21 protein-coding genes are annotated in these 18,266 nt (G+C 67.7%); 8 read left to right on the top strand and 13 right to left on the bottom strand.

All coding sequences use genetic code 11. The features are described 5' to 3' along the window. Positions 1-375 precede the first annotated feature (375 nt). From ABE485_RS27700 to ABE485_RS27685, 4 genes are all read right to left on the bottom strand, one after another. Positions 376-1,650, bottom strand: coding sequence for a Zn-dependent hydrolase (locus ABE485_RS27700; RefSeq protein WP_346518464.1), 1,275 nt, complete (start codon positions 1,648-1,650; stop codon positions 376-378). A 155-nt stretch (positions 1,651-1,805) separates the two neighbouring features. Further along, on the bottom strand, positions 1,806-2,996 hold the full coding sequence (gene blaAMZ, locus ABE485_RS27695; RefSeq protein WP_346518463.1) for an AMZ family class C beta-lactamase: 1,191 nt from the start codon (positions 2,994-2,996) through the stop codon (positions 1,806-1,808). A 48-nt stretch (positions 2,997-3,044) separates the two neighbouring features. Next, a complete protein-coding gene (locus ABE485_RS27690) occupies positions 3,045-3,722 on the bottom strand; it encodes an SMI1/KNR4 family protein (protein ID WP_346518462.1) in 678 nt (225 codons plus the stop codon). Between the two features lie 15 nt (positions 3,723-3,737). Beyond that, positions 3,738-4,325 carry a hypothetical protein gene (locus tag ABE485_RS27685; RefSeq protein ID WP_346518461.1) on the bottom strand — a complete coding sequence of 196 codons (588 nt, stop codon included), beginning with the start codon at positions 4,323-4,325 and terminating at the stop codon, positions 3,738-3,740. A gap of 160 nt (positions 4,326-4,485) precedes the next feature. Between ABE485_RS27685 and ABE485_RS27680 the strand changes: the two genes are divergently transcribed. Together ABE485_RS27680 and ABE485_RS27675 are read left to right on the top strand one after the other, a co-directional pair. Beyond that, positions 4,486-4,962 (top strand): hypothetical protein, encoded by a 477-nt coding sequence (locus tag ABE485_RS27680; protein ID WP_346518460.1) that lies wholly within the window; start codon positions 4,486-4,488, stop codon positions 4,960-4,962. 76 nt (positions 4,963-5,038) lie between these two features. Next, positions 5,039-5,539: a hypothetical protein gene (locus ABE485_RS27675; RefSeq protein ID WP_346518459.1), complete on the top strand. Its 501-nt coding sequence runs from the start codon at positions 5,039-5,041 to the stop codon at positions 5,537-5,539. Between the two features lie 91 nt (positions 5,540-5,630). On the opposite strand, the gene ABE485_RS27670 is transcribed toward ABE485_RS27675, so the two are convergent. Beyond that, positions 5,631-7,256, bottom strand: coding sequence for a methyl-accepting chemotaxis protein (locus tag ABE485_RS27670; protein WP_346518458.1), 1,626 nt, complete (start codon positions 7,254-7,256; stop codon positions 5,631-5,633). A 245-nt stretch (positions 7,257-7,501) separates the two neighbouring features. Here ABE485_RS27670 and ABE485_RS27665 point away from each other — a divergent pair, with 245 nt between their 5' ends. Next, positions 7,502-7,954 carry a GNAT family N-acetyltransferase gene (locus ABE485_RS27665; RefSeq protein ID WP_346518457.1) on the top strand — a complete coding sequence of 151 codons (453 nt, stop codon included), beginning with the start codon at positions 7,502-7,504 and terminating at the stop codon, positions 7,952-7,954. Between the two features lie 12 nt (positions 7,955-7,966). On the opposite strand, the gene ABE485_RS27660 is transcribed toward ABE485_RS27665, so the two are convergent. Continuing rightward, positions 7,967-8,941 (bottom strand): GlxA family transcriptional regulator, encoded by a 975-nt coding sequence (locus tag ABE485_RS27660; protein ID WP_346518456.1) that lies wholly within the window; start codon positions 8,939-8,941, stop codon positions 7,967-7,969. Between the two features lie 170 nt (positions 8,942-9,111). Between ABE485_RS27660 and ABE485_RS27655 the strand changes: the two genes are divergently transcribed. Both ABE485_RS27655 and ABE485_RS27650 read left to right on the top strand, forming a co-directional pair. Beyond that, positions 9,112-9,468, top strand: a complete 357-nt coding sequence (locus tag ABE485_RS27655; protein ID WP_346518455.1) for a DUF1428 domain-containing protein — start codon at positions 9,112-9,114, stop codon at positions 9,466-9,468. A gap of 42 nt (positions 9,469-9,510) precedes the next feature. Continuing rightward, positions 9,511-10,008, top strand: coding sequence for a VOC family protein (locus ABE485_RS27650; protein WP_346518454.1), 498 nt, complete (start codon positions 9,511-9,513; stop codon positions 10,006-10,008). 27 nt (positions 10,009-10,035) lie between these two features. On the opposite strand, the gene ABE485_RS27645 is transcribed toward ABE485_RS27650, so the two are convergent. From ABE485_RS27645 to ABE485_RS27635, 3 genes are all read right to left on the bottom strand, one after another. Then, complete coding sequence (locus ABE485_RS27645; protein ID WP_346518453.1) at positions 10,036-10,566, bottom strand: DUF1993 domain-containing protein; 531 nt, start codon at positions 10,564-10,566, stop codon at positions 10,036-10,038. Between the two features lie 186 nt (positions 10,567-10,752). Further along, complete coding sequence (locus tag ABE485_RS27640; protein ID WP_346518452.1) at positions 10,753-11,874, bottom strand: extracellular catalytic domain type 1 short-chain-length polyhydroxyalkanoate depolymerase; 1,122 nt, start codon at positions 11,872-11,874, stop codon at positions 10,753-10,755. Positions 11,875-11,982: 108 nt separating this feature from the next. After that, the gene (locus ABE485_RS27635; protein WP_346518451.1) at positions 11,983-12,165 is read right to left on the bottom strand and encodes a hypothetical protein; all 183 of its coding nucleotides are present in this window, start codon (positions 12,163-12,165) and stop codon (positions 11,983-11,985) included. A 285-nt stretch (positions 12,166-12,450) separates the two neighbouring features. Here ABE485_RS27635 and trhA point away from each other — a divergent pair, with 285 nt between their 5' ends. After that, positions 12,451-13,095: a PAQR family membrane homeostasis protein TrhA gene (gene trhA, locus ABE485_RS27630; RefSeq protein ID WP_346518450.1), complete on the top strand. Its 645-nt coding sequence runs from the start codon at positions 12,451-12,453 to the stop codon at positions 13,093-13,095. Between the two features lie 7 nt (positions 13,096-13,102). On the opposite strand, the gene ABE485_RS27625 is transcribed toward trhA, so the two are convergent. After that, the gene (locus tag ABE485_RS27625; RefSeq protein ID WP_346518449.1) at positions 13,103-13,885 is read right to left on the bottom strand and encodes an AraC family transcriptional regulator; all 783 of its coding nucleotides are present in this window, start codon (positions 13,883-13,885) and stop codon (positions 13,103-13,105) included. A gap of 114 nt (positions 13,886-13,999) precedes the next feature. Here ABE485_RS27625 and ABE485_RS27620 point away from each other — a divergent pair, with 114 nt between their 5' ends. Then, on the top strand, positions 14,000-14,815 hold the full coding sequence (locus tag ABE485_RS27620) for a sulfite exporter TauE/SafE family protein (RefSeq protein WP_346518448.1): 816 nt from the start codon (positions 14,000-14,002) through the stop codon (positions 14,813-14,815). Between the two features lie 217 nt (positions 14,816-15,032). Next, positions 15,033-15,443 (top strand): DUF4168 domain-containing protein, encoded by a 411-nt coding sequence (locus tag ABE485_RS27615; protein WP_346518447.1) that lies wholly within the window; start codon positions 15,033-15,035, stop codon positions 15,441-15,443. A gap of 115 nt (positions 15,444-15,558) precedes the next feature. Here ABE485_RS27615 and ABE485_RS27610 read toward each other — a convergent pair whose 3' ends face one another. From ABE485_RS27610 to ABE485_RS27600, 3 genes are all read right to left on the bottom strand, one after another. After that, complete coding sequence (locus ABE485_RS27610) at positions 15,559-16,320, bottom strand: ABC transporter permease (protein ID WP_346518446.1); 762 nt, start codon at positions 16,318-16,320, stop codon at positions 15,559-15,561. Next, positions 16,317-17,240: an ABC transporter ATP-binding protein gene (locus ABE485_RS27605; RefSeq protein WP_346518445.1), complete on the bottom strand. Its 924-nt coding sequence runs from the start codon at positions 17,238-17,240 to the stop codon at positions 16,317-16,319. Before ABE485_RS27605 ends, ABE485_RS27610 begins: the two co-directional genes overlap by 4 nt. Positions 17,241-17,335: 95 nt before the next feature. Beyond that, the gene (locus tag ABE485_RS27600; RefSeq protein WP_346518444.1) at positions 17,336-18,265 is read right to left on the bottom strand and encodes a dihydrodipicolinate synthase family protein; all 930 of its coding nucleotides are present in this window, start codon (positions 18,263-18,265) and stop codon (positions 17,336-17,338) included. Between the last annotated feature and the right edge of the window lies 1 nt (position 18,266).

The following is an 18,266-nucleotide window of genomic DNA, read 5'->3' as shown; positions in this document are numbered from 1 at the left end:
CGCGATGCGCAACACCTTTTCTGCGTGCGCGGCGCCGGGCGCCATGGCCCCTGCGCCCGCCGCCGCCATCGTGATCGCGGCGGCCATGGATTTGATGCGGATACTCCGTGTCTGCATTGTGGTTCTCCAATGTCTTGCATGGGGTAAAGCCGGGGGAGGAAACCAACCCTGCACCCGTGCCTCCCCGCGAGGGCGCGGCGCGAGTGCACAGAGTTAGTACACAAAATTTGTGTAAGCAATATCCATGCCAATCGGGATGCGGCTGAGCATCCCGAGGCAAGGCAGACAAGGAGGCAGGGAATACCAGAACGGCCGCGGCGGCCGGCGCTGGCACCACGGCGGCGCAGGATGCGCCGCGCTGGTGCAGCGCGCCGTTCAGCGGACGACGCCCGCCTGCGCCAGCATGGCGCGCAGCAGGACATTGCATCCCGCTTCCAGGTGTTCGGGACGGGCGTCCTCGATCTCGTTGTGACTGATCCCGTCCTTGCAGGGCACGAAGATCATGGCCGCCGGCGCCACGCGCGCCAGGTAGACCGCGTCGTGCCCCGCCCCGCTCCCCCCGCCCTCCGCCCCCCGCGACGGGCCGGGCGCCCCCCCGCCCACGCACGCCACCGGGCGGGGCGCCCACGGCTGCGGGGCGAAATACACCACCTGTTCCACCTCTGCGGTCACGCCCCCGGCTTGCGCGGCCGCATCCACCGCGGCGCGCAGCGCGGCGTCCATCGCCGACAGCGTGGCGTCGTCCGCGGCGCGCAGGTCCACCGTCAGGCGCACGCGTCCGGGGATCACGTTGCGCGAATTGGGAAAGACGTCCATCCAGCCCACCGTCCCGCGCGCGTCCGGCGCGTGCGCCAGCGCGATATCGTTCACTGCCCGCACCAGGTCGGACGCCGCCAGCAGCGCGTCGCGGCGCAGCGGCATCGGCGTGGGGCCGGCATGCGCCTCCACGCCGGTCAGCACCACGTCATACCAGCGCTGCCCCAGCGCGGCGGTCACCACGCCGATCACGGTGTCCGCGGCCTCCAGCACCGGGCCCTGTTCGATGTGCGCCTCGAAGTACGCGCCCACGCCATCCGGCCGCGCCGGCGGCACGGGGGCCTTGCCGTCGTAGCCGATGGCGGCCAGCGCATCCCGCACGCTCACGCCTTCGCGGTCCTGCTGCGCCAGCGCGTGCTCGAGCGTGAACGCCCCCGCGTAGACGCCGGAACCCATCATCACCGGCACGAAGCGCGAGCCCTCTTCGTTGGTCCACACCGCCAGTTCCAGCGGCGCTTCGGTCTGCACATCGGCGTCGTTCAGGGTGCGCAGCACCTCCAGGCCCGCCAGCACGCCGTAATTGCCGTCGAACTTGCCGCCCGTGGGCTGCGTGTCGATGTGGCTGCCGGTCATCACGGCGGGCAGCGCGTTGTTGCGCCCCGGCCGCCGGGCAAAGAGGTTGCCGATGGCGTCCACCCGGATCTCACAGCCGGCGTCTTGCGCCCAACTGACGAAGAGGTCGCGGCCCTGCCGGTCCAGGTCGGTCAGGGCCAGGCGGCACACGCCGCCCTTTTCGGTGCCGCCGATGCGGGCAAGATCCATCAGGGACTGCCACAGGCGCGCGCCGTCGACGCGCAGATCGGCCAAGGTCTCGGATGCGGGGGCAAGGCTCATGTGAACTCCTGGTAAGGGAACGGCCGCGGCGCCGCGGCCAGGCGTGCGCACGATTCTGTGCTGTGTACCAGCGCCGCGCAATGGCGGCTTGCCCCCGGGTCCGCCTCGCCGTGCCGTCCCGCCGCACGCCCCCGCACAGGCGCCCGGCGCTGCGCTCAGCGCGCCGCCTGGCCCTTGGCCGGCGTCTTGTCCAGTTCGCCCAGGATGTCCGCCGCCAGCCTGACCCGCGCCTCGTTCGGGTAGTTGCGGTTGGCCAGGATGACGATCCCCAGCTCCCGGGCCGGCACGAAGGCCACGTAGGCGCCAAAGCCGTTGGTCGAGCCCGTCTTGTTGATCCAGGCGTCGGCCAGCGGCGCCAGCGGCGGCGTGATCGCCTTTGCCGCATGGCTCTGGCTGTTCAGCGTGCCGGCATTGGCCGTCAGCAGCGTATCCAGCGTCACCGGATACGGAAACTGTTCCCACACCATGTCCTGCGTCATCCCGCCCACCTGGTAATAGCCCACGTGCGTGTCGGCGATGGCGCGCCGGATGTCCTTGTCCAGGACGTCCATGTCCATGTTGGCCTCGACGAAGCGCAGCATGTCGCGCGCGCTGGACTTGACCCCGTAGGCCTCGGCCGCGAGCACGCCGGGATTGACGCGAACGGGCGCGCCCTGCTTGTTGTAGCCCTGTGCGTAGCGCGACGCCTTCGCCGCGGGCACGTCGATATGCGTGCTGGACAGCCCCAGCTTCGGGAACAGCTCTTTTTCCATCGCCTGCGCGAAGGGCTGCTTCATGCTTGCGGCGGTGGCCACGCCCAGCATGCCGATGCCGGGGTTGGCGTAGGTGCGCTGGGTGCCCGGGGCGTGTTCGGGCTTCCACGCCTTCAGGTAATCCATGAGCTGCGCGTCGTTGCGCACGGCGTCGGGAACCTGCAGGGGAAAGCCGCCTGTGGTGTGCGTGGCCAGGTTCAGCAGCGTCAGCTTCGAGAACTCGCTGCCGGCCAGTTCGGGCAGGAATCTGGCCGGGCTGTCGTCCAGCGCAAGCAGGCCCTTGGCCTGGGCGTAGGCCGCAAGCGTGGCCGTGAAGGTCTTGCTGATCGATCCCAGTTCGAACAGCGTATCCCGCGTCACCGCCCGCCGCGTCTGCAACGACTCCACGCCATACGTGTAGAAGCGCTGCCGGCCCTGGTGGGTGATGCCGATCACCATCCCGGCAATGTCATGCTCGCGCATGACCGCGCGGGCCGTTTCGTTCACGACGCTGTCGATGTACGGCAGCTCCGAGCGCGCGAAGGCGGAGCCGGCCAGGCCGGCGAATACGCCAGCGAAAAGCAGGCCCGCGCAGAGCTTTCTTCGGGTATGCATGTTTTTCCTCTATGTATCGTTTCTGGCCCGGGCCGCAGGCGCGGCGCGCTATGGCTCGCCGCACTCCCAGCGCGCCACCACGGCGAAGGATTCGTCCGCGGCCGGCGGCAGCAGCGCCAGCGCCGCCCGCACGGCGTCCGGGCCGGCCAGCGCGTTTGGCTTCGCCGCCGTATCCGGCGCGACGTCGGCCAGCAGGCGGTCCAGCGCCGACTGCATGGCATCGGGCAAACCAGGCTTCAAGGCCTGGATGTTCGCCTTGACGCATGCCGCGCTTTCCGCCGCGCTGAAACCGTCCTCGATCAGAGGCGTGAAGTCCGCCGCGCTGCGCACCAGCGCATCGAAGGCAAAGGCCTCGAACGACGCCCATCCGATGCTCGCATCGTCGCTGTCGTGCCAGACCAGCGCGACGCCGATGCCGCCGTCGGCGGTCGGCGTCAGGCAATAGGCGTCGCCCGCGCCCGTTTCGGCAAAAGGCAGGAAACGCCTGCCATGTTGATAAGCGGGGTTGAGCCATTCCTCCGCGGTTTCGCGGGCCTGTCCGGCATCGATCCATTCCAGGTCGTCCATGCACGACAGCACCGGCCGCGCGGCCAGCGTGTTGCCTTTCCAGTCCGCACGCCAGGCCTCGATGTCGCCGTAGCCCGTGAGGCCCGCGTCAATCAGTTGGCGCAACGCGTCCGGCAACGCAATGCCGCAGTCATCGGCAAGTTCAGCGTAGGTCGCCATCCGTGAATCCCTTCTTTAAAACTCGATCGTTTCCAGGAAGATCTCCGCTTCCTGGTCGTTGCCCAGCACGCCGGCCAGGTCGCGCAATGCGCGCTCGCGATGCGCGGGCTTGATTTCCCAGTCGTCATTGCGCAGGTCCTCGTCGGCATCCAGGCACACCAGGCCCACCGCAGCGAGCGCGGCGGCCAGCGTGGGCAGGTCCGGGGCCAGTTCGTCGGGGTTCCAGGCGCCCGTGCCGTGCATGGCGTAAAGGATTCGTCCGGTGTCGGTGTCCAGGATGAACGGGTCCGCGTTCTGGTCCGCGATGACCAGCCAGTTGTCCTGCCACGCGGGCACGCGCTGGCCATTGGAGGCGTCCCAGCGGTAGCCCGCCTGCAGGTCCCACAGGCGATGCAGCGGGGGGAAGCTGATGTTGGTTTCCGAAAGCGTGATGCCGACCGGCCCCACGTTCTCGTGGTAGGTCGCGCCCCACGGCCCCACCTGCTCGTAGAAGTCGGCCAGCACCGGGGGCAGCGGGATGTCGCCTTTCCAAAGGCCGGGGGACTGCGGGCGCAGTTCGCCGAACCGGGCAAACTGGTCGCGCAGTTGCGGGAGGAATGTCATTGTCGCAAACCGATGGGTTCAAAGAGGGATCGTGCCGCGCAGGTGCAGCGGCGCCAGACCGCATTTTGCTACATTTGAGGCCCCGGCCCGGATCAATCGTCCGCCCCGCCCGATGCCCGGCGGACGATTTGGGCAACCTGCTCTCGACCACGGAACGACCATGCGCCTACCATCCGCAGTTCCCGCCCGCCCGTCCCGGATACGGGGCCTGGCCGCCCGACTGGTCATGGCCTGCGCGGCCAGCCTGGCAGCCGGCGCTTGCGCCCAGGCCCAGCAATGGTTCGACGTGCCGCCGCGCCCCGATCACCCCAACGCCGCCATCCGGATCTCTGGCCAGCCAGACTCGCGCAAGGCGTCGGGCACCGCCAAGGGAAAAATGGAATTCCGGTACGCCTCGCCCCAGACGATCCCGGGCGCGGACAAGAACCGTGGACGCTACAACCGCTCGGTGACGGACGTACTGTTCGACTGCAAGCGCACGCAGGTGGGCTTTCTTGCGGCCACCAGCTACTACATGAACGACAAGCTGATCGCCTCGGTGGGCGACGAAACGCCGGACGAGCGCCAGGTGCAGTTCGTCCGTTTCCCGGCGGACAGCCCCCAGATAAAGGCTTTACGGGTCGCCTGCGGCAAGTAGCCTCGCGCCGCGCCCGGCTTAAGAAGCACGGCGCCGAAGCCGTAGTGAGATCATGACATCCCGACCCGAACCCTCCATGCAAAACGCATCCGCGCAGGCCGATGATCCCGGGGCGCTCAACGCCTGGCTCATGTTTCTTGGCATTTATCTGCTGTGCGTGCGGCCCATCTTCGAATTTTCCCAGGGCATCCCGCTGATGAAGGCGATGGACGCGCTGACGCCCGCGGCGCCCGGGGCCAAGTGGGCAATCGTCGCCATCATGGCGGCATGCGCCGCGCTCAACATCGTGGCTGGCGTGCTGCTCTTTGCCCGGCGCCGGCCTTCGACGGTCAAGGTTACCCATCTGGCCCTGTGGCTGGCCGGTCCGGTGGCGGGCGTGCTGATGATCGCCGTCGTCGTATGGGCCAGGGACCTGCCGCTGGCCAGCGTGATGGACAGCAGCGCCCCGAGCACTTTCCTGCGCTCGTTCGCGGTTGCCGCGGGATGGTCCCTGCACCTCGCGTTTTCGAGCCAGGTGAAAGCCCGCTATGGCGTGGGCCGGCAACCTCGCGCCGCCGTGCCGCCCGTCTTCCAGTAGCCGCCCGGGGCGGGTGGCGCGGTGACCGGATGGCGCCCCGGATGGCGCCCCTGATGGTGTCCCGTATGGCGCCGACGTGGCCGCGCCAGCCCTACGCCAGCATCAGCCTGCCCACTCCCCGCGTCGGGGCATCTTCCCGCCCGCCCCCGCCCACGTCCTCCGCCAGGCGGAACACGCCCACCGTCCGCACCAGCTCGCGCGCCTGATCCTGCAGAGAACCCGCGGCGGCCGCGGCCTCTTCGACCAGGGCGGCATTCTGTTGCGTCGTCTCGTCCATCTGCGCGACGGCGCGGTTCACCTGGTCGATGCCGGAAGCCTGCTCGTGCGAGGCCGCGGCGATCTCGCCCATGATGTCGGTCACATGCCGCACGGCGGCCACGATCTCCTGCATCGTGGCGCCGGCGCCTTCGACCTGCCTGGAACCCGCCCCGACCTTGCCGGCCGAATCCTCGATCAAGGCCTTGATTTCGCGCGCGGCCTGCGCGCTGCGCTGCGCCAGCGACCGGACTTCGCCCGCCACCACCGCAAAGCCCTTGCCCTGCTCGCCGGCGCGCGCCGCCTCCACCGCCGCATTGAGCGCAAGAATGTTGGTCTGGAATGCAATGCCGTCGATCACCGACACGATCTCGGAAATCTTGCGCGAACTGGCCGAAATGTCCTGCATCGTGCCCACCACGGCGGACACGGCCGCGCCGCCGCGCTGGGCGATATCCGATGCGCTGGCCGCCAGCTGGTTGGCCTGTCGGGCATTGTCGGCGTTCTGCTTCACGGTGGACGCCAGCTCCTCCATCGACGCGGCGGTTTCTTCCAGCGACGCGGCCTGCTCTTCCGTGCGGCTGGACAGGTCCGCGTTGCCCGCGGCGATCTGGCCCGACGCGCTGGAAATCGTCTCGGAACCGTGCCGGATGGCGCGCACGGCGCCAGCCAGCCTTTCCTGCATGTCCTGCAAGGCATGCAGCAGGCGCCCGGTTTCGTCCCGGGAGTCCGCCTCGATGCGCTGGGCCAGGTCGCCGCCGGCCACCGTTTCGGCCGCCTTCACCGCGCGCGCAAGCGGGCGGGTGATGGAGCGGGTGACCTGCCACGCAAAGACCGCGCCCAGGACCAGGGCGATGCCCGCCAAGGCCAGGTTCAGCCGCGACGCCTGGCCGATGACGTCCTGGCTGGCGATGCCGGCCGCATCCATGTCGGCGGACTGCACGCGCGACAGCTCGATGATGTGGGCCTGCAGGCTGTCCAGGATGGGCAGCGTCTCTTGCAGCAGGCGCTGGCGCGCCGCGTCGCGCTCGCCGTTCCTGATCAGCGCTCCCACCGCCTGGAAGGATTTCACGTAGCGGCCGCGGGCCTCTTCCAGCGTCCGCAGCCTGGCGCTTGCGTCCTCGGTGTGGAACAAGGGCCGCAGGGTCGCCAGCGCCTGGTCGATCCGCTTGCGGTTCGCCTCGATCTGCTGGAAGAGCTTGTCGGTCGCCGCGGGATCGGCATTGACGATGAGTTCGAGATTGACGCGCGCATTGGCGCGCGTCGTCACGTCGACGACCGATATGGCGCTGGCCTTGGTCCAGGTTTCCTGGGTGATCGTCCGGTTGATGGTCCCGATGCGGCTCAGTTCGTACTGCGATACGCCGGCCAGGGCCAGCAGCAGCGCCAGCACGGCGCCGAAACCCAGCGCCAGCCGGGCGCCGATGGAAAAATTGCGGAAGCGGGTGCGGAGTCTTGTCATGGGTCTACACGTTCAGGGGTGCCGCCGATCTCCAGCCATTGCCATGCAAAGCGCTACCACACGGGAATTACCGCGAACATCGACTAAGGGAAAACCCGAGTCTAGAAGGCGTGACACATTTCGCAAAGATTTACGTCGGACTTGTTTGCGAATCGGCAAAGACAGCCGAAATAACGCCTGCAACGCCGTGGTTGCTAAGATCGGCTTGGCATCCCTTTGCGCGGACGCAGCCCCGGAGGCAGACGATGAAACCCCTGAACAACGGCGTGACCGTCGCCCTGGCGACGCAGGCGGACGACAAGCTGGTGCAGGCCTTTGCGCGGCTGCTGCCGCAGCTCTCCAAGAGCGCGCCGACGCTGTCGAAGGCTGACCTGGACGAGATCATCCGGGCGCCCTGCAACCACGTTTTCGTGGCCACCATGGAGCCCGACCAGCGCATCGTGGGCACCCTCACGCTGGTGCATTTCCGCATCCCGACGGGCGTGCGCGCATGGATCGAAGACGTGGTGGTGGACGAGCAGGCGCGCGGCCTGAAGGTGGGCATGGCGCTGACGCATGCGGCCATCGTGAAGAGCCGCGAACTGAAGGCGCGGACGCTGGACCTGACGTCCAATCCCGGCCGGCTGTCCGCACACCATCTGTATGAATCGGCCGGCTTCGCCATGCGCGACACGCGCGTGTACCGGCATCAGGGCTGACGCCCGCCGGCGCTACTGGTAGCGCTCGCGATACCCCACCGGCGACATGCCGCAATACTTGTTGAAGATGTCGCGAAACGCCTTGGTGTCGTTGTAGCCGACTTCGTACATGACCTCGGCGACGCTCTTGCGCGAGGTCTCCAGGCGCTGCTTGGCCGCTTCCACGCGCACGCGCTGCACGTATTCGACGATGCTGTTGCCGGTGGCCTGGCGGAAGCGCCGCTCCAGCGTGCGGCGGCCCAGCGCATGGCGCCCGGCCAGTTCTTCGACGGTGATCTTCTCGGTGTAGCGTCCTTCGATGTAGTCCTGCACCGCCCGCACGATGGCGTCGGCATGGGCCTTCTGGCCCATGAATACGGAAAACGGCAGTTGGCTTTGCCGGCTCCAGTCGAGCTGGAAGTACTTGGCGCACCAGATCGCGGTGTCGCGGTCGGTGTACTTTTCGATCAGGTGCAAAACCAGGTGCGCCGCCGAAAACGCGCCCCCGCTGGTATAGACCCCGTTTTCAGCCATGACCACGCGGTCGCTGATCCATTGCACGCTGGGGAACAGGCTGGCGTAGAGGTTCTGCGCGACCCAATGGACGACGGCCTGCTGGCCGTCCAGCACCCCGCCCGCGGCCAGCAGCGCGGCGCCCATGCACAGGCTGGCGACCTCGCCGCCGTCGCGGTGGTGACGCGACAGCCATTCGATGAGTTCGCGGTTGCACAGGACGGCGTCGGACACCGAGCCCAGCAGCGGCGGCGCGATGGCGATGTGGATGTCGCGCGCGTCCGCCAGCACCAGGTCGGCCTGCACCTTGATGCGCCCGTCGTCCAGGCTGACCTCGCGCGTCAGGCCCAGGGTGCGGACATGAAACCTGGGTTCGCGGCCATGCGCGGCCAGGTATTCGTTGGCGACCAGGAAGCCGTGGCGCGCGGTTTCCAGGGCGGCAATGTTGGCCCCTTTGGGCAGGAGGAACGCGACGTTTTTCATGCTGCCAAGCATACGCCTGCATGCTGACGCAATCCACCCGCAAGATTGTCGCAATCGCCTATCTGAAACGCCCGAAGATCCCGATACAGTGACATCTGCCGGCCCTGAATCCGGACGGCGGCCGGGATGAATTGCGGGCCTCCCGGCGCACAACAGAACAACACGGACCCAAGGAGTGATCGATGGAAAAGTACATAGATGGTTTTCTCTTGAGCGTGCCCACGGCGAACCTGGACGCGTACAAGAAAATGGCGCAGCGCGCCGAGGGCATCTGGCGTGAACACGGCGCGCTCGACTACCGCGAAGGCGTGGCCGACGACATCGACGGCGAAGGCTTTGCGTCGTTCAGCGCGGCTGCCGGCGCGCGCGACGGCGAGACCGTGGTGTTCGCCTGGATCCTCTACCCCAGCAAGGAAGAACGCAATCGCATCAACGCCAAGGTCATGGCGGATCCGCGGCTGGCCGACATGTGCTGCGACGGCGTGTTCGACGTCAAGCGCATGTGCTGGGGCGGCTTCGCCACCCTGGTCGGCAACTAGACCTGCGCCGCGCGCAGCCGCACGATAAACAGGAGACACAACATGGCAACCAACGCAGTCAAGTACATCCCCGAAGGCATGCACACGCTGACCCCGCACATCGTGTGCGAAGGCGCGTCCGATGCCATCGCCTTTTACAAGAAGGCGTTCAACGCCGAAGAACTCGTAAGGCTGCCCGGCCCCGGCGGCAAGCTCATGCACGCGGCCGTGCGCATCGGCGATTCGGTCCTGATGATGATGGACGATTTTCCGGAATGGGGCAGCCTGGGGCCGAAAGCGCTCAAGGGCACGCCGATCTGCCTGCACCTGTATGTCAAGGACGTGGACGCCGCAATCCAGCAGGCGGTCGCCGCCGGCGCGCAGGTCACGATGCCCGCCGCCGACATGTTCTGGGGCGACCGCTACGGACAGGTGGTGGATCCGTTCGGCCACCGCTGGTCCCTTGCGACGCACAAGCAGGACCTGACGCCCGAGGAAATCCAGGAAAACATGGCAAAGATGGGCCCGATGGAAGGCTGCGGGGACGCGTCGAAAAAATGACGGGACCGGGGGCGCTGCCCCCGCGCGTCACGCGCCCGGTCCGCCCTGCTGCGGGTACGGTCCCAGGAAATCCATCTTGCCGATCGGCACCCCCGCCTGCCGCAGGATGCCGTAGGCGGTCGCGACGTGGAAGTAGAAGTTGGGCAGCGCGAATGTCAGCAGGTAGTCGTCACCCTGGAATTCGGGCTTGAAGTCGCCAAAGCTCAACGTCACCTTGCGGCTTTCGGCGCCGTCGATCTGCCCGGGCTGCACGCTTTGCACGTATGCGAGGGTGTCGGCGATGCGCTGCCGCAGTTGCGCGAGCGTCGTCTCGTTGTCGGGAAATTTAGGCGCTTCGCCTTGCGACAGGCGCTGCACGGCAAACTTGGATGCGTCGCTGGCGCGCTGGACCTGGCCCGACAGGGGATACATGTCGGGCGCCAGGCGCGCATTGACCAGTTCGGACGGGTCGATACCCTTTTCCTGGGCATGCGCGGCGGCTTTTTCCAGCAGCGCGGCCAGCACGTTCAGGCCGCGGACGAAGACAGGCACGGACGCCTGGTACATGGATAGGGACATGGCAATGGTTTCCGTAGGACTTTCCTGGCCGGCGCCCGGCGCGGGCGCGCCGAGCCGATCGGGAATGCCGCGATCTTACGCCGCGGACAGCCGGTCCGGTCGTTCCGCACGCCGACATATCCATTCCCGGAAACCAGACAATAGCAAGGCGGACGGGCCGACTCGACACGCTGGCGCCCGCCGCTGTCATCCCGCCGCGGCTTCGTCCGCATCTGCCCGCTCCGCAGCGACGCGGCGCTGGCCCTGGAAGAATCGCCACACCAGCGCCGACGCATCGGGACCGCTTCGCGCGTGATAGCGCACGGATTCGTCGCCGCCGCTCCAGGCGTGTTCCACCCGGGTGATTTCGCACAGGCGCAGCACGGTCTTGCGACCGCGCAGGATGTCCACGCGGCGGTATGCCTTTTCGGTGCCCAAGCCCAGGACGCGCTCCACGGGCAGCGCTTCGGGATTCGGGGCGTTCACCGCCCGGAACTGTTCGAAGAGCTGGCGGGCGTTGCGCGGCGCGACGGCCGGATCCAGCATGCCCTGCAGGATCAACGCGGGCATGCCAAGCCGGAAGACCGCCGGATCCGCCACCGACTCCAGCAGCGGCGCCAGCGGCTTGATGCTGCCGCGGCGCATGGTGCTGACACCGCCGGCGGCGCTATGGGCGTCGCCCACGACCGGCCCCGAATGCATGGCCACTGCGGCCACCAGATCAGGGTGGCGCAAGGCCACCAGCGCCGCCATGCCCGCGCCCGCCGACAGCCCCGCGACGTAGACGCGCTCGGGGTCCAGGCCGTGGCGCGCGACCTCCGACCGGATCAGGGCGGCGATCAGGTCGGCCTCGGTCCCGCCGTGCTCGTCGTCCGGCTGGAACCAGCGCCAGCAGCGCTGCACCTGCCGCGTCATGGACTGCTGCGGATACAGCACCATGAAGCCGCCAGCGTCGGCCCATTGGTTCATGCGCGAGCCGCGCGCGAACGCCACCGAGGTCTGCCTGCAGCCATGCAGCATCACCACCAGCGGCATGCCGGCGCCGGGCGCGGATTCCGGGGTATATCGGGAAAAGGCCAGCCTGCGGCCCGAGCCATCGGTGAACTGGCGCAAGGCCTCCCAGCGGCCGTTGCCCAGCGACGCCGGGGCGGTGGCCGCAGAAGCGGCCTTGACGGCCTTGGCGGCGCGCCCCGCCTCGGCGGCCGTCTTGCGCGCCTTGGCCGTGCGCTTGCGGGCCGCCTTGGGAGCCGCCATGCGCAAGGCCGCCCGCTGGAGCTTGGTGATCTTTTTCGCCGCTTTGAAAAACAGACTGCTGAAACTGCGCGCCATGGCTGGGGCCTGTTCGGTAGATCCTGTTTGCGCCACTGCCTGGGTCCGACGCAAGAGGCGGACCGCCGGGCGTGGCGGCGATGCCGCCCCGAAGGGAAATGCCTGTCGTCAGAAGCGGGCGGGCGGACGCGCGGCGGCGCCTGTGAGCAGTTCCAGACAGGAAATCAGCGCCACGGCGATCGTAAGGATGGAAAGAACCTTGACCACTTTACTGGAGTCGGGGCGGGTCAGCATCGCAGTCATTCGGGTGACGATGTATGCCCCAACCATAAGGCCAATTGCCGGAATCATCGGTACCTCCCCTAAGAGTGGCCGTCGCATCGGCGCAGGCGATCCGACGGCGGTGTAAGCCCTGAAGAAGAAAGCTTGCCGCCTCTGCCGGGCGGTTGATCAGCGCATCAAATGTATCACAGAGTAACTATTCCGATCGGGCTTTTTCCCCGCGGCGCGCCCTTGCGCCCAGACCTTGCACAAGATCAAGGCCGCGCCGTATTGCAGTCCGCAAATCCCGCCGGACGCTTGAGTCGTCCCCTTAAAGCGCCTATGGTGGAAGCCTTGCCTCGATAAGAATCATTCATGTTTCCCAACGACCGTCCCCAGACCCTGGGCGAAGAAATCGCCAACAGCATCAGCCACGGCGTGGGCGCGGCCGGCGCGCTGGCCGGCGCGCCGCTGCTCATCGCCGCCGCGGTGCGCCAGGGCGACGCGGCCTTCATCGCCGGCGCGGCAGTGTTCGCCGCGTCGATGTGCCTGCTGTACCTGGCGTCCACCATCTATCACGCCCTGCCCCGCTGCCGCGCCAAGCAGATCTTCAACGTGCTGGACCACTCCGCCATCTATCTGCTGATCGCCGGCACCTACACCCCGTTCGCGCTGGGCGCCCTGCGCGGCCCCTGGGGCTGGACGCTGTTCGGACTGGTCTGGGGGCTGGCGCTGCTGGGCGTGGGCCTGAAAGCCAGCAAGCGGCTGAACCGGCCGGCCCTGTCCACCGGGCTCTACCTGGCGATGGGCTGGATCGTCGTCATCGCCGTGAAACCGCTGCTGGAACTGGTGCCCGCGGGCGGGCTGTGGTGGCTGGTGGCCGGCGGACTGGCCTACACGGGCGGCGTCGTGTTCTTCGTATTCGACAACCGCTGGCGCTACAGCCATTTCATCTGGCACCTCTTCGTGCTGGCGGGCACCGCCTGCCATTTCTTCGCGGTGTTCTGGTACGCCGCCTGAGGGCGGATCAGCCGATCCGCTCCGGGTCCCGCCGCAAGTACTCCGTGGGCGGCATGCCCAGCACGCGCCGGAACATCGTGGAAAACGCCGCCGGACTCTGGTAGCCAAAGTCCAGTGCGATGGCCGTGACCGGCTGGCCCGCCGCCAGCCGGGCCAGCGCCAGCACCACGCAGGCGCGCTGCCGCCATTCTGAAAACGCCATTCCCGTCTGCCGCCTGAAGTAGCGCGTAAAGGTGCGCAGGCTCATGTGCAGGGAGTCCGCCCAGGCCTGCGGAGGCAGGCGCGCATCGGGCGCGTCGATGAAGGCGCGGCACAGCGGCACCAGTCGCGCGTCGCGCGGCAGGGGAATGTGCAGCGGCAGCACCGGCGCGCGTTCGACCTCGTGCAGCAGCAATGCGGCCAGCGCGCCGTCGCGGCCGTGCCGGTCGTACGTGGCGGGCATGTCCACGGCTTCCAGCAGCAACTGGCGCAACAGGGGCGACACGTCGATGACCTCGCAGGCATGGCGGTCCGCCCGCGCCGCGCCGGGTTCTAGGTAGGCGCTGCGGGTGCTCACGCCCAGCATGCGGACCTGATGCGTCACGCCTGCGGGTATCCAGACGGCCCGCTGCGGCGGCACCACCCAATTGCCGTCCCGCGTGACCACGTGCATGACCCCGGTGGCGCCGTAGAGCAGCTGCGCGCGGCGATGCGCGTGGTCGGGCAGCAGCTCGCCCGGCGGGTAGTCATTGCCGATGGCGACGACCTCGCGGTCCAGATGGTCGTAACGGTCGATATGGGTATTGCGCATGGCGCCGGACGTCGGGACGGGTTGGCCGAAACAAAAACATTATTGTCCAGACCTGGAATGCGGGCCAGGCTGGCGCCGCGTAACGTGGCGGCTTTCCCCAAGAGGATGGACCGCATGATCTACCTGGTTCTGGCCCTGTTCGGCGCGTTCAGCGGCGTCACCACCGTGCTGTTCGGATTTGGCGGCGGCTTCGTGGTGGTCCCGGTGCTGTATGGCGTGCTCACCGCCGCGCACGGCGCCCACGACGCGATCGGCCAGTCGGCGATGCATATCGCGGTGGCCACCTCCACCTGCGTGATGATCGTCAATTCGGTCGCGGCCACGCGCAGGCACCAGCGCGCCGGCAACATCGTGCGCGCCTACGTCTGGCCCCTGGCCGGCTATATCGCGGCCGGGGCCCTGCTGGGCGCGCTGGCGGCCACCCGCGCCGACGGCAGCCTGTTGCGGTACGCGTTCATTGCCTACCTGGGCGCGACGATCCTGGACTGCCTGCTGCGCCAGGGATTTCTTGCCCGGCGCGACGAACAGGCGCCGCGTCCGCTGGGGCGGGCGACCACGATGGGCGGCGGCGTGGCCATCGGCGCGGTCGCGGCGTTCCTGGGCGTGGGCGGCAGCGTGATGACCGTGCCGCTGCTGCGGCGCCGCGGCCTGCCCATGGCCAAGGCGGCCGCGATGGCCAACCCGCTGACCCTGCCGGTGGCCATCGCGGGCACGTTGGCCTACATTGCCGCGGCCCGCGGGCTGCCCGCCGCGCTTGCGCCGTGGATCGTGGGCTACGTGGACCTGCTGGCCTTCGCCGTCCTGGCGCTGGGTTCGCTCGTCGGCATCCGCCTGGCTGCCCCGCTCATCCCCCGCATCCCCGACCGGCTGCACGCGCGCGTCTATGTGCTGCTGCTGGCGGCCGTGATGCTCGGCATGCTGATCCTGTAGCCGTCGGCGCCGCGGCGCGCAAACCTAAGGACACATCGCGGCCAGCAGCGACTACGAAACCGCGCAAAACGTTTCCGTGGCGCTCCCTGGGGCCGCCCTCCCGGCACGCCTGCGCATATGGTGGCCTGCCGACACAGGAAAACACATCGCGAAACTTGTCCCGGAGCGGGTCGCGTCGTCATCATGGACGCACATTCAACCGGAACATGGAGGTTTCATGCAGCGTTCCACTTACGCATTCCTATCCGCCGCCATCCTGACGACGGCGCTGTCCGGTGCCCCTGCCCTGGCGCAACAGGCCAGCCAGCCCCAAGGACAGACCCAGGCGCAACCGGGCATGGCGCCCGCCGTGAAGCAGCCGTCGGACCAGCAACTGCAGAAGTTTGCCGCGGCGTCGCAGAAGATCTCGGGCGTCGTTGACGAATACCGTCCCAAGGTCGACGCCGCCAAGTCGAACGAAGCCAAGCAGAAGGTCGTCCAGGAAGCCGACGCCAAGATGGTCAAGCTGGTCCAGGCCGACGGCCTGACCGTCGAGGAATTCAATGGCATCGGCCAGGCCGTGCAGCAGGATCCCCAGCTCAAGCAGCGCGTGATCAACATGAGCCAGGGCGCCCCGGCGCCCCGCTAAGTCCCCGCCCCCCGCTGTCGCGGCGGTGATCCGCCCGCGGCTGACCGCCCGCGACAAAACGCCACGTTCCCTTGCGGGTTCGTGGCGTCTTTTTTTGGCGGTCCGGCCTATGCCGTCAGGTCTTCAGGCGATAGCCCGTTTTGAAGATCCAGCGCACACCCAGCAGGCAGGCGACCAGGAACGCCAGGGTCATGCCCACGCTGATTTCCACGCGAACGTCCGCCACGCCGAAAAAGGCCCAGCGAAAGCCGCTGACCAGGTAGACCACCGGATTGAAGAGCGTCACGGTCTGCCAGAACGGCGGCAGCATGTTGATGGAATAGAACGTGCCGCCCAGGAAGGTCAGCGGCGTGATGATCATCAGCGGAATGATCTGCAGCTTTTCGAATCCGTCGGCCCAGATGCCGATGATGAAGCCGAACAGGCTGAACGTGACCGCGGTCAGCACCAGGAACCCCAGCATCCAGAAGGGGTGCGCCACTTCGAACGCCACGAACAGGCGCGCCGTGGCCAGCATGATGAGGCCCAGGATGATGGACTTGCTGGCGGCGGCCCCCACGTAGCCCATGACGATCTCGACGTACGAGATGGGCGCGGAATGGATTTCGTAGATGGTCCCCGAAAAGCGCGGCATGTAGATGCCGAACGACGCGTTGGCGACGCTTTGCGTCAGCAGCGACAGCATGATCATGCCGGGCACGATGAAGGCGCCGTAGCTGACGCCGTCGATCTCGACCATGTGCGAGCCGATGGCCGACCCGAACACCACAAAGTAGAGCGAGGTGGAGATCACCGGCGACAGCACGCTCTGCATGAGCGTGCGCCAGGCCCGGGCCATTTCAAACAGGTAGATGGCGCGTATGGCGTAGAAGTTCATGATTGACCGTGTACCAGGCTGACAAAGATGTCCTCGAGCGAGCTTTCCGACGTGTTCAGGTCCGTGAATTCGATTTCCAGCCTGCTCAGGTCGTGCAGCAACCGCGAGATATCCCCGCCGCCCTGGTTGTCGTAGGTGTAGACCAGCTTGTAGCCGTCGGAGGACAAATCGAGCTGATAGGCGTCCAGCGCGGTGGGGACGCCCGGCAGCGGCGCCTTCAGCGTCAGGGCGAGCTGGCGCTTGCCCAGCTTGGCCATCAGCGCGTTCTTTTCCTCGACCAGGATGATTTCGCCCTTGCGGATCACGCCGATGCGGTCGGCCATTTCCTGGGCTTCCTCGATGTAGTGCGTGGTGAGGATGATGGTGACGCCGCTTTCCCGCAGGCGCCGCACCATTTCCCACATGCCGCGGCGCAGCTCGACGTCGACGCCGGCGGTGGGCTCGTCCAGGAACAGGATGGCGGGCTCGTGCGACAGCGCCTTGGCGATCATGACGCGGCGCTTCATGCCGCCGGACAGCGCCATGATGCGGCTGTCCTTCTTGTCCCACAGCGACAGGTCGCGCAGCACCTTTTCGATGTAGGCCGGATCGGCCGGCTTGCCGAACAGGCCGCGGCTGAAGGTGACCGTGTTCCACACGCTTTCGAAGGCGTCGGTGGAGATCTCCTGGGGCACCAGCCCGATCTTGGACCGCGCCGCGCGGAAGTCCGACACGATGTCGTGGCCGTCGGCCAATACCCTGCCGTGGCTGGGATTCACGATGCCGCAGATGATGCTGATCAGCGTGGTCTTGCCCGCGCCGTTCGGCCCGAGCAGCGCGAAGATCTCGCCGCGCTGGATATCCAGGCTCACGTTCCTGAGCGCCTGGAATCCCGAGGCGTATTGTTTGGATAAGCCTTGAACTGAAATGACCGGCTGCACGCGAGCCCCCAACTAAACCGATAGCCGGGGATTTTACCTGTCGCGCCGTTACCGCTTGTTCAGCCTGGCGGAACGGTGTGTTTGGATTTCGGGGATTAACGCGCCCAGCGCAGCACCAGCGGATCCAGACGCCGGGCCGTTTCCAGCAGGCCCTGGCGCACTTCGTCGCGCATCGGCGGGAACGGGTGCCGCGGCGCGTCGCAGGCGATCACGCCGCCCGCCTTCATCAGCGCCTTGGCGGTCAGGATGCCGCCCTGGCGGTTTTCGTAGTTGATCAGCGGCAGCCAGCGTTCGTATAGCCGGTAGGCGTCGTCGCGCCGGCCGGCGCGGTGCGCCTCGATGATCGGGCGGATGCCGTCGGCAAAGCCGCCGCCCGTCATCGAACCGGTGGCCCCCGCGTCCAGGTCGGGCAGCAGCGTGATGGCCTCTTCGCCGTCCCAGGGCCCCTCCACCGCCGCGCCGCCCAGCGCGATCAGGTCGCGCAGCTTGGTGGCCGCGCCGGCGGTCTCGATCTTGAAGTACGACACGTGCTCGATCTCGCGCGCCATGCGCGCCAGCAGCGCGGCGGACATCGGCGTCCCCGCCACGGGCGCATCCTGGATCATGATGGGGATGTCCACCGCGTCCGAGACGCGCTGGAAAAAGCCCGTCACGTGCTCCTCGGGCACCCGGATCGTGGCGCCGTGATAGGGCGGCATGATCATCAGCATGGCCGCGCCCAGCTCCTGCGCCCGCCGGCTGCGGGCGGCGCAGACCCGGGTGCCGAAGTGCGTGGTGGTCACGATGACCGGCACGCGGCCGGCCACATGCTCCAGGATCGTCCGCGTCAGTATCTCGCGCTCGTCGTCCGACAGCACGAACTGCTCGGAGAAGTTGGCCAGGATGCACAGGCCGTCGACGCCGGAATCGATCATGAAATCGACCGCCCGTTTCTGGCTGGGCAGGTCCAGTTCGCCGGACTCCGTGAACGGGGTGGGAACCACCGGGAATATGCCGCGGTAGCGCGGCGTCTGGGCTGTCGTCATG

Source organism: Achromobacter spanius, from assembly GCF_039673305.1.
GTDB classification, from domain to species: domain Bacteria; phylum Pseudomonadota; class Gammaproteobacteria; order Burkholderiales; family Burkholderiaceae_B; genus Achromobacter; species Achromobacter spanius_F.
Note: the sequence above shows the minus strand (reverse complement) of the source record. Positions and strands in the feature narration are given on the sequence as shown.

Excerpts from the sequence above, each read along its gene's own strand:
- ABE485_RS27700 (WP_346518464.1), bottom strand. The coding sequence starts at position 1,650 with ATGAGCCTTGCCCCCGCATCCGAGACCTTGGCCGATCTGCGCGTCGAC.
- blaAMZ (WP_346518463.1), bottom strand. The coding sequence starts at position 2,996 with ATGCATACCCGAAGAAAGCTCTGCGCGGGCCTGCTTTTCGCTGGCGTA.
- ABE485_RS27690 (WP_346518462.1), bottom strand. The coding sequence starts at position 3,722 with ATGGCGACCTACGCTGAACTTGCCGATGACTGCGGCATTGCGTTGCCG.
- ABE485_RS27685 (WP_346518461.1), bottom strand. The coding sequence starts at position 4,325 with ATGACATTCCTCCCGCAACTGCGCGACCAGTTTGCCCGGTTCGGCGAA.
- ABE485_RS27680 (WP_346518460.1), top strand. The coding sequence starts at position 4,486 with ATGCGCCTACCATCCGCAGTTCCCGCCCGCCCGTCCCGGATACGGGGC.
- ABE485_RS27675 (WP_346518459.1), top strand. The coding sequence starts at position 5,039 with ATGCAAAACGCATCCGCGCAGGCCGATGATCCCGGGGCGCTCAACGCC.
- ABE485_RS27670 (WP_346518458.1), bottom strand. The coding sequence starts at position 7,256 with ATGACAAGACTCCGCACCCGCTTCCGCAATTTTTCCATCGGCGCCCGG.
- ABE485_RS27665 (WP_346518457.1), top strand. The coding sequence starts at position 7,502 with ATGAAACCCCTGAACAACGGCGTGACCGTCGCCCTGGCGACGCAGGCG.
- ABE485_RS27660 (WP_346518456.1), bottom strand. The coding sequence starts at position 8,941 with ATGCTTGGCAGCATGAAAAACGTCGCGTTCCTCCTGCCCAAAGGGGCC.
- ABE485_RS27655 (WP_346518455.1), top strand. The coding sequence starts at position 9,112 with ATGGAAAAGTACATAGATGGTTTTCTCTTGAGCGTGCCCACGGCGAAC.
- ABE485_RS27650 (WP_346518454.1), top strand. The coding sequence starts at position 9,511 with ATGGCAACCAACGCAGTCAAGTACATCCCCGAAGGCATGCACACGCTG.
- ABE485_RS27645 (WP_346518453.1), bottom strand. The coding sequence starts at position 10,566 with ATGTCCCTATCCATGTACCAGGCGTCCGTGCCTGTCTTCGTCCGCGGC.
- ABE485_RS27640 (WP_346518452.1), bottom strand. The coding sequence starts at position 11,874 with ATGGCGCGCAGTTTCAGCAGTCTGTTTTTCAAAGCGGCGAAAAAGATC.
- ABE485_RS27635 (WP_346518451.1), bottom strand. The coding sequence starts at position 12,165 with ATGATTCCGGCAATTGGCCTTATGGTTGGGGCATACATCGTCACCCGA.
- trhA (WP_346518450.1), top strand. The coding sequence starts at position 12,451 with ATGTTTCCCAACGACCGTCCCCAGACCCTGGGCGAAGAAATCGCCAAC.
- ABE485_RS27625 (WP_346518449.1), bottom strand. The coding sequence starts at position 13,885 with ATGCGCAATACCCATATCGACCGTTACGACCATCTGGACCGCGAGGTC.
- ABE485_RS27620 (WP_346518448.1), top strand. The coding sequence starts at position 14,000 with ATGATCTACCTGGTTCTGGCCCTGTTCGGCGCGTTCAGCGGCGTCACC.
- ABE485_RS27615 (WP_346518447.1), top strand. The coding sequence starts at position 15,033 with ATGCAGCGTTCCACTTACGCATTCCTATCCGCCGCCATCCTGACGACG.
- ABE485_RS27610 (WP_346518446.1), bottom strand. The coding sequence starts at position 16,320 with ATGAACTTCTACGCCATACGCGCCATCTACCTGTTTGAAATGGCCCGG.
- ABE485_RS27600 (WP_346518444.1), bottom strand. The coding sequence starts at position 18,265 with ATGACGACAGCCCAGACGCCGCGCTACCGCGGCATATTCCCGGTGGTT.